The 9,917-nt window shown below is 46.7% G+C and carries 7 protein-coding genes; 4 read left to right on the top strand and 3 right to left on the bottom strand.

Annotated elements, in window-relative coordinates:
• Positions 1-281, top strand: a 281-nt coding sequence (locus KIV40_RS03820) for a transposase (protein ID WP_285347983.1), incomplete at its 5' end; no start/stop codon positions are given.
• Between the two features lie 310 nt (positions 282-591).
• Here the strand turns inward: KIV40_RS03820 and mltF are convergent.
• Positions 592-2,196 carry a membrane-bound lytic murein transglycosylase MltF gene (gene mltF / locus KIV40_RS03815; RefSeq protein ID WP_005533708.1) on the bottom strand — a complete coding sequence of 535 codons (1,605 nt, stop codon included), beginning with the start codon at positions 2,194-2,196 and terminating at the stop codon, positions 592-594.
• 323 nt (positions 2,197-2,519) lie between these two features.
• On the opposite strand from mltF, the gene purL reads away from it, so the two are divergent.
• Both purL and KIV40_RS03805 read left to right on the top strand, forming a co-directional pair.
• The gene (gene purL / locus KIV40_RS03810) at positions 2,520-6,416 is read left to right on the top strand and encodes a phosphoribosylformylglycinamidine synthase (protein ID WP_285347982.1); all 3,897 of its coding nucleotides are present in this window, start codon (positions 2,520-2,522) and stop codon (positions 6,414-6,416) included.
• Positions 6,417-6,934: 518 nt separating this feature from the next.
• Entirely contained in the window at positions 6,935-7,243 is a 309-nt protein-coding gene (locus KIV40_RS03805) for a DUF3622 domain-containing protein (protein WP_005424867.1), read from the top strand.
• A gap of 88 nt (positions 7,244-7,331) precedes the next feature.
• Here the strand turns inward: KIV40_RS03805 and KIV40_RS03800 are convergent, their stop codons facing one another.
• Both KIV40_RS03800 and KIV40_RS03795 read right to left on the bottom strand, forming a co-directional pair.
• Positions 7,332-7,739 carry a hypothetical protein gene (locus KIV40_RS03800; protein ID WP_134977692.1) on the bottom strand — a complete coding sequence of 136 codons (408 nt, stop codon included), beginning with the start codon at positions 7,737-7,739 and terminating at the stop codon, positions 7,332-7,334.
• Positions 7,740-7,908: 169 nt separating this feature from the next.
• The gene (locus KIV40_RS03795; RefSeq protein WP_285347981.1) at positions 7,909-8,979 is read right to left on the bottom strand and encodes a M14 family metallopeptidase; all 1,071 of its coding nucleotides are present in this window, start codon (positions 8,977-8,979) and stop codon (positions 7,909-7,911) included.
• 330 nt (positions 8,980-9,309) lie between these two features.
• Here KIV40_RS03795 and KIV40_RS03790 point away from each other — a divergent pair, with 330 nt between their 5' ends.
• Complete coding sequence (locus KIV40_RS03790) at positions 9,310-9,849, top strand: DUF3332 domain-containing protein (RefSeq protein ID WP_285347980.1); 540 nt, start codon at positions 9,310-9,312, stop codon at positions 9,847-9,849.
• The last annotated feature ends 68 nt before the right edge of the window (positions 9,850-9,917 follow it).

Below are 9,917 nucleotides of genomic sequence, written 5' to 3'. Positions count from 1 at the left end.
GCCAATGGCCCAAGCTCATCCGCTATATCGATGACGGTCATTTATCTATCGATAATAATCGTGCTGAACGCGCCATTAAACCGCTGGTCATTGGCAGAAAAAATTGGCTGTTCTCAAACACACCAAATGGTGCTGATGCGAGCGCGATGCTTTACAGCATCGTCGAGACAGCGAAAGCCAACGGCCTTATCCTCTACGACTACATGGTCAAGTGCATGAAAGAGCTCGCGAAAGCGGAGCCTGATATCGATGCGCTCCTACCTTGGAACTTCAAATATTAACAACATCGCCCCGTGGGTTCATGGGGCGTTTACACCTCTTGCAGACAACGAACACACTCTCCGACACTCGCATAGCAAAGCGTCTGACATACTATCAATCGATGACATTCTGATGAGGCACGCCTACGGATGAGGGTGGCATCAGTTTGAGGAGAAGTGACTAAAAGAACTTCTCTGCTATGCAAGCCTAATATTGGTATGGCACCAATGAGCATCACAAGCTAGATAAGCCCGAAAGACTGGATTCTGGATAACTTGATCTGTTGACTCAAAAAAATAGCGAGCTGAGGGCTCGCTATTTTCGAAGTTTTTATTCTGCTTTTGGCACTGGTGTTTGCTCTGCTTCTTGAGGCGCATTTTCTTCAGGTGGTGGTGTTACTTCAACTGCCCCTGAAACCTGTTCAGCCAAGGTCTCCACAGCACCAGAAACTAATAGATTAGGATCGAGTGGCGGGATAACCTGCAGGTCTTCTGTATCCTCGTCGATAGCAGGCTTTTGGCTTACATGGCCAATGATCGATTGATAGTAACGGCGGATGTTTTCTACGTAGTTACGTGCTTCATCACCACGGGCATAACCGTAACGAGTCTGGCTGTAATAACGTTTCTGACGCAACAATGGTAGACGCTCTTTTACATCTGCCCATGCGTTTGGATCGCCGCCTTGCGCTTTAGTCAGGCGTCGTGCGTCCATCATATGACCATAGCCAACGTTGTAAGATGCCAACGCAAACCAAATCTTTTCGTGTTCATTAATGGAATCTGGTACACGAGCGACAATACGACGCAGGTATTCCACACCACCTCGAACAGACTGTTCTGGGTCAAGTCGGTCCGTTACCCCAACGCTCTTCGCAGTAGGCAATGTAAGCATCATCATTCCACGTACACCCGTCGGTGATTTTGCTTTTGGTTTCCAATGGGACTCTTGGTAAGCCAATGCGGCGATCAAGCGCCAGTCGAACTCTTCACTGTACTTTTGGAACAGTGGTGACCATTTCGGCAGGGTGTTATCCAAAGCTCGAATAAAGGCACGCGTGTCTACGTAGTCGAAAGCTTCAATGTGACCGATGTATTTCTCTTCGAGTGTCGCGAGTTCACCAGACTGTTTAATGTTGCCAAAGAACTCGATCAACATGGCATACAAGCTTTCATCTTCAGAACGACGAGTAAACCAAGAGACAGGTTGGTCTTCGGTGAGCTCAAAAGCCAAAGCTAAATCTGGGTATAGGCGCTGCGCCAAAGACAGTTCTACCGAGTCAGTTACTGTAAAACGCAACTCACCTGTTGATACGTGTTTTAAGAGGTCGCGAGTATCGGCATCGCCAATAATTTCGAATTGCAGCTCTGGGTGTTCTTTCTGTAGCGCGGTTAATGTCGGAACAAATTGTGACTGCTCAACAATTTGCAGCGTCTCTGCTCCTGCATTGCTGTCTTCGTTTCCGGCTTTCTCATCTTTTGATTCTTGATACTTGATGAGCTGGTCTACATCGCGAGGGCGAAGCTGGCCTTTTTTGTACACTACTTGCTGGCTCACATAGTAGTAAGCAGGCCCGGGACGGAAGCGTTGAACCGCTTGAGAGGTTTGGTTTAAACCTGTCGCGATAATATCAATATCGCCTTTTTTCAGAGCAGGGAATAACTCTGCTTGGCGGAAAGCGGGTCTGATTTCCAACTTCACGCCGAGTTGCTCTGCAAATTTGCGCGCCAGTTCGTAATCCAAGCCAGCAGGACCATCAGGACCAATGTAGTAGGAGAGTTGGTTGTTTAGCGTGCCAACACGTAGGACACCACGCTCTTGGATTTGCTCGAATTCACTTTTGGGTTCCGACTCAATCTGACAGGCAGAGAGTAAAAGCACAGAGGCGAAAAGTAGGGCGCTGCGCTTGAGTCGGTTGAACTGACTTATTTGCATTAATTCGGTACGTCTCGATAATTTTCTAGTTGCCTTTATATCAAAGCGAGCTGGTGGGGCAAAGTGAATCAGACAGATAGAGTGCGACATTGTGTGATTTATCGACATTTTAGTCGGAATTCAAATTTGACGAAAAAAATGACGCAAACGGTTGCTTTTGGTGTTACATCACAAAAACAATTGCTATATAATGCGCTCGCAACGAAGAGGTGGCATCGGCATAGGTTTGAAAAACCTTCGGGAATAGCTTCGAAGAAAACAGTATAACCCACTGAATTTATTCCAATATCACCTTAATCACTTGCAATAAGAGACCTAAGCACATGAGAATTTTGCGTGGCTCCCCAGCTCTTTCTGAGTTTCGTGTTAATAAACTACTGGAACTTTGTCGTGAACAAGATCTGCCTGTCACTGGCATTTACGCTGAGTTCATGCACTTTGCGGATCTAAAGTCTGACCTTGATGCTCAAGAGTTGGAAAAACTGGAAAAATTGCTGACTTACGGTCCAACGATCGAAGAGCATGAGCCAGAAGGTCTTCTACTTCTTGTTACGCCTCGTCCGGGCACTATTTCGCCTTGGTCTTCTAAATCTACTGATATCGCCATCAACTGTGGTCTAGACAAAGTAAAACGTCTTGAGCGCGGCACGGCATACTACGTAGAGACATCGACGCCTCTTAACGATGCTCAAATTGCTGATGTAAAAGCACTCATCCATGATCGCATGATGGAAGTGATATTTACTGATTTTGATGCAGCAAATGCGTTATTCCAAGCGGCAGAACCTGCGCCTGTAGCAGACGTTGACCTATTAAAAGGCGGCCGTGCTGCGCTTGAAAACGCAAACGTTACCCTAGGTCTTGCACTTGCAGATGATGAAATTGAATACCTCTACGATGCGTTCGTAAATAAGCTAGAACGCAACCCGACTGACATCGAACTAATGATGTTTGCACAAGCGAACTCAGAGCACTGTCGTCACAAGATCTTCAACGCAGACTGGACTATCGACGGAGTAAAGCAAGAGAAGTCTCTGTTCAAGATGATCAAGAACACATTCGAAACTACGCCTGAAAACGTACTGTCTGCATACAAAGATAACGCAGCGGTAATGGTAGGTTCTGATGTAGGTCGTTTCTTCCCGAACCCAGAAACTCGCCAGTACGGTTACAGCCAAGAGAAAGCGCACATCCTAATGAAGGTGGAAACGCACAACCACCCAACTGCTATCTCTCCTTGGCCGGGTGCTTCTACTGGTTCAGGCGGTGAAATTCGTGATGAAGGCGCGACTGGTATCGGTGGTAAGCCAAAAGCAGGTCTAGTTGGTTTCACAACCTCTAACCTACGTATTCCTGGTTTTGAACAGCCATGGGAAACAGATTTCGGTAAACCGGGTCGCATCGTTAACGCTCTAGACATCATGCTAGAAGGCCCACTTGGTGGTGCGGCGTTCAACAACGAATTTGGTCGTCCAAACCTACTTGGTTACTTCCGTACTTACGAAGAGAAAGTTAACTCTCACGGAGGTGAAGAGGTTCGTGGTTACCACAAGCCAATCATGATTGCTGGTGGTATGGGTAACATCCGTGACGAGCACGTTCAGAAGAAAGAGATCCCGGTAGGTGCGAGCCTAATCGTACTTGGTGGTCCTGCAATGAACATCGGTCTTGGCGGTGGTGCAGCTTCTTCAATGGCATCTGGTCAATCAGCAGAAGACCTAGATTTCGCTTCAGTACAGCGTGAAAACCCAGAGATGGAACGCCGCTGTCAGGAAGTGATCGACCGTTGTTGGCAACTTGGTGAAGAGAACCCAATCGCATTTATCCACGATGTAGGCGCGGGCGGTATCTCTAACGCACTTCCTGAGCTTGTAGACGATGGCGAGCGTGGTGGTATCTTCCAACTACGCGATGTTCCAAACGATGAACCAGGCATGAGCCCACTTGAGATCTGGTGTAACGAATCTCAAGAGCGTTACGTAATGGCAGTTGCGCCAGAGAACATGGAAGTATTCGACGCAATCTGTAAGCGTGAGCGTGCACCATACGCCGTAGTAGGTATCGCAACGGAAGAGCGTGAACTGAAACTTGAAGATTCACACTTTGATAATACGCCAATCGACATGCCAATGGATGTGCTTCTTGGTAAGACGCCTAAGATGCATCGTGATGCGAAAACGCTAAAAGCAAACAACCCAGCAGTTAACCGTGACGGTATCGAGCTAAACGAAGCCGCGGACCGCGTTCTACGTCTACCAACGGTTGCAGAGAAAACATTCCTTATCACTATCGGTGACCGCACAGTAACGGGTCTAGTTGCTCGTGACCAAATGGTTGGTCCTTGGCAGGTTCCTGTTGCTAACTGCGCAGTGACCGCAGCAAGTTACGACACTTACCACGGTGAAGCGATGTCGATGGGTGAGCGTACACCAGTGGCTCTACTAGATTTCGGTGCTTCTGCTCGTCTAGCGGTTGGTGAAGCAATCACAAACATTGCAGCGACAAACATCGGTGATATCAAACACATTAAACTGTCTGCAAACTGGATGTCTCCAGCTGGCCACCCGGGTGAAGACGCAGGTCTTTACGAAGCAGTGAAAGCCGTAGGTGAAGAGCTATGTCCAGCACTTGGCCTGACTATCCCTGTGGGTAAAGACTCAATGTCGATGAAGACCAAGTGGGAAGAGAACGGTGAGCAGAAAGAAGTAACCTCTCCGCTATCTCTAATCATCACTGCGTTTGCTCGTGTTGAAGATGTGCGTAAGACAATTACACCTCAGCTTCGCACTGACAAAGGTGATACTTCACTTGTACTTATCGACCTAGGTAACGGTCAAAACCGTCTAGGTGCAACAGCACTAGCACAGGTTTACAAACAGCTTGGTGACAAGCCAGCAGACGTAGACAACGCAGCACAACTGAAAGGTTTCTACGAGGGCGTTCAGACTCTTGTAGCGAATGACCAAGTAGTGGCTTACCACGATAAGGGTGACGGTGGTCTATTCGTTACTCTAGCTGAAATGGCATTCGCAGGTCACTGTGGCGTTAAAGCTGACATCGCTGACCTAGGTGATGATGCACTAGCTGCACTATTCAACGAAGAACTAGGTGCGGTACTTCAGGTTAAGAACGATGACCTAGACGCTGTACTTTCAACGCTAGCAGCAAACGATCTTGAAGCGTGTTCACACGTAATTGGCTCTGTAGAAGCATCTGATGAGCTAGTGATTACTTCTGGTGAGACAGTCGTTCTTGAGCGTAACCGTACTGAACTACGCACTATCTGGGCAGAGACAACGCACAAGATGCAAGGTCTACGTGATAACCCAGCATGTGCTGACCAAGAGCACGAAGCGAAGAAAGACAACTCAGACCCAGGTCTGAACGTTAAGCTAAGCTTCGATGTAAACGAAGACGTCGCAGCACCTTACATTGCTAAAGGTGTTAAACCTAAGATGGCAATTCTGCGTGAGCAGGGCGTTAACTCTCACGTTGAGATGGCAGCAGCCTTTGACCGTGCAGGCTTTGAAGCAACAGATATTCACATGAGCGACATCCTAACGGGTCAAGCAGTTCTTGAGGAATACAACGGCCTAGTGGCTTGTGGTGGCTTCTCTTACGGTGACGTTCTTGGGGCTGGTGAAGGTTGGGCTAAATCAATCCTGTTCAACGAGCAAGCGCGCAACCAGTTTGAAGGTTTCTTCCAGCGTGAAGATACGTTCTCTTTAGGTGTGTGTAACGGCTGTCAGATGCTATCGAACCTGAAAGAGCTAATCCCGGGCGCAGACCTGTGGCCACGCTTCGTTCGTAACGAATCTGAGCGTTTTGAAGCTCGTTTCAGCCTAGTAGAAGTGCAGAAGTCTGACTCTGTATTCTTCGATGGTATGGAAGGTTCACGTATGCCAATCTCAGTATCACACGGTGAAGGCCGCGTAGAAGTACGTGATGCAGATCACTTAGCGGCGATTGAAGCATCAGGTACGGTTGCCGTTCGTTACGTGGACAACCACGGTAACCCAACGCAGCAATACCCGAACAACCCGAACGGTTCGCCAAACGCAATCACAGGTCTAACGACTGCTGATGGCCGTGTGACTATCATGATGCCGCACCCAGAGCGTGTATTCCGCACAGTAGCGAACTCATGGTCTCCAGAAGGTTGGGGCGAGAACGGTGCTTGGATGCGCATGTTCCAAAATGCACGTAAGAACATCGGTTAATCACGACTTAGTCAACGGTTAACGAAAGTAGTAAAGCGCTGGTTGAGAGACCGGCGCTTTTTTATTTTAGGGAATCGAGAACGGACTTCGTCCTATAGGACGGCGAGTTTCGAGGGTCGGGAAAAATAGCGGCGTCATTTCCTAGACTGACGAAGGAAGGAGTAGGAAATCTCTTTTGAACAATGAATAGGGAGAGATCCCCAACTCACTCGTGCCTTGTTCTTGAGGATGACGATTAAATTGCGTTGGACTCATAAGGTGTTGACAGTATTAATTCCTAAATAGACAAAATGAAATCGTCTCCCGTCTCCCGTCTCCCGTCTCCCGTCTCCCGTCTCCCGTCTCCCGTCTCCCGTCTCCCGTCTCCCGTCTCCCGTCTCCCATAAAAAACTTGCAGCGTTTCGCTAACTTTTATGCTCTAATACCGCGCTTACCAAGGGATGGTGTTAAACAGCTCAGCTTAGATGGAGTTATCAAGTTGACCGAATCCCTGATTAATCCCTTAGGAAATGAAAGAAATGGCTAAAAATCCAAAATTTGCTATCCGCGTAACTGAAAAACGTAACGGTTGGAGCGCAGAGATCACTCGTCAGGTGACTTCTCGTAAAGTAGTAGTATCAAAACGTGAAACTGGTTTTGACAGCGAAGAGAAAGCACAAGCTTGGGCTGAGCAGGAACTAGCAGGTTTTGTACAAAACCAAGTAGTTCGTAACGAGCGTAAAGCAGTACAACGTCAAGAGCGTGAAGCAGAGCAACTAGCGGCAAAAGTTCGTAAAGAAGAAGCTCGTAAAGCTCGTGAAGCAGACGTAGACACTGACGAAGAATAATCGCAGTGTGTTTGATGGTGATTGGAACCATCGACAATGAATTTGAAAATGCCCCGAGTTTATCTCGGGGCATTTTTATTTGCGGTATTTATAGGCAATCAGAGGATATTGAGAGTTTGATTGAATTTCCTGATGTAGCCGTATTGTACGCATGATCTTTGCGAAGCTTTTTAGGTGTGTGAACGGGCTGCAAATCAATGTGGCGTAATCCATCTGACAAATCGGTAGCTTCACCGTAGTCGTAATCTCTTGCCTCGGTAATCTCACCTTTTGCATATTGGCATCCAGTAGGTGCTTCATCGTTTTTCCACGCAATCATATCTGGCTTAGCATCAAGATTTAAACCATCGTGGACTTTTTGAGCATAGTGATCTTCGATTTGATGTTGGTTGCTTTGTTCTTGTAAGTACTCAGCAATCTCTCCAGATGGTTGAGCGTGAGCTAAGCAGGGCAAGATGGCTCCTGCAATAAGAAGTTGTTTATAAGTATTATTCATAGTGGTTCACAAGCAAAAGGAAGATACCCTAGTTGTGAATGAGAATTATTGCAATTAATTTGTTGTGCGAATGCTTTATGTAAACTTCTGGTCCAACCTTTTGTTTTTAAAAGTATGGATATAAAAAAGCCCAGATTGTCTATCTGGGCTTAAGTTCATTCGTTGAGAATTATTGCTGAGTTTCTAGCGGTATTTGGCCAGTGGTCACTTGGTCGACATCAAACTCAGTTAGCTCTTCAATATAGCTCTCTACCGTCTGCTCAACCATCTCGTCGTCTTGCTTGAAGTAAGCGATATGGAAAATAGCATCACCTTCGTTAACGAGTGGCAGTGTTTGCTGGCCAATAACGATACCGCCTTTTGGTGCCAACAGCTCTAGTTCGTCATGGCCAAGCGGTGAGCTGATGTAAGCGAGCGTTTCGCCTTCTTCTACTTTATCACCTAAGTTCACGACAGTGCGTAGGATGCCGTTGCCAGATGCGCGTACCCAGCTGGTGGATTTGGCAATGATTGGCTCTGGAAGCTTCTTACGGCTTGCGCGCAGCATGCCGATCGCTTGCATGACACGCTGAACACCTAATACACCAGCGCTGATCGACAGTGGATCAAAGCGCAGTGCTTCACCTGCTTCATACGTCAAAACAGGGATATCGCACTTTTCAGCTTCACTGCGCAGAGAACCGTCACGTAGAGCAGAGTCTACGATCACTGGTGTTGCAAACGCTTTTGCGATACGCAGTGTTTCTGGGTTTCTCAAGTTCGCACGAATTTGAGGTAGGTTAGTACGGTGAATTGCACCCGTGTGAAGATCCAAAATGTAGTCACAACGTTTAGCGATGTTATTGAAGAAACCATGCGCCATACGTGATGCCAACGCACCTTTCTCACTACCTGGGAAGCAGCGGTTTAGGTCACGGCGGTCTGGTAGGTAACGCGATTTATGGATAAAGCCGAACACGTTTACGATAGGTACAGCAATCACAGTACCTTTCAGCTTTGCTGGATCCAATTGGTTGATCATCTGACGAACGATCTCTACGCCATTAAGCTCATCACCATGGATCGCCGCATTCACCATTAGCACTGGACCTTCTTGTTTACCATGGATGATTTCCACTGGAATAGAAAGCGGTGAGTGCGTGTAAAGCTGTGCAGCTTCAAATTCGGTTTCTAGTCGTTGTCCTGGTTGTACTTGATGCCCGAGCAGCTCAAATACTTTGCTTTTTTTACTTCTGGCCATAAACCATCTCTGTCAAATACGTTAGCAACAATGTAACAACTGGTTCAAAATCACACTAATCACTCTTCTTAATGTGACGAACAATAATTTTTGTTGAAAAGATTGAAAATTCACCAAATGTATGGCTTGTGTAAGTGTATTTGGCAATTTCTTGTGTTAATTGAGTAGCTGTACGCTGTGTTTTAAGTTGTAATATTCATCACAAAAATAAGGCTGTTTTAAATTTAATACTAATATTTTTTTCGAGAAAAACTGTCTTTTACCTATGGTTTTTATCCGCTAATATCCTCGCCGAATTTTTGACCTAATACTATTTAACTAGAGGTTATAATGAAAAAGGCGATCGCTAAAATTGGCGCACTAACTGCAGGGGCACTTTCTCTTTCTGGCTGTGTAGGCAGCAACGCAGTAACGGGTTACGTTATGGGCTTCAACTTGAAAGCTGTTGACAACCGTTACGCTCGTGGTGGTCTAAACATGCTAATGGCGCCAGTTTACGGTGTTGCTATTGCGGCTGACTACATCGTGTTCAACTCTCTAGAGTTCTGGACTGGTAAAAACCCGCTAAACGGTAAGCCACACATCTTTGATAAGAAGATGGACACTTACATCGACGTAAACCACCAGTTAGATAAATCACTAACAACAGCACCAGTTGGTCCTCTAACGAACAACCGTGTTATCGAGCAAGGTCAGATGCAACAGATCGACGAGAACACAGTTCAAATGGACATCACTTACAACAACGGTGAAAAAGCAACACTTATGGGTGTTCGTGAAGGTGAGTTTGTTACTTACTACATCGATGGTGAAGTAGTTGCTAAGACTTCTATGGATGAGCTAGCGGCATACGCGCAAACTCGTGCATAATGTGCGATGTGCTTTTAATGCAAGCTCGCAATAAAAAAGGGTGCCTCGGCACTAATGCCGTTCACTTA

It is taken from the genome of Vibrio sp. D173a (assembly GCF_030248475.1).
This window is presented reverse-complemented; position numbering and strand designations above follow the sequence as displayed.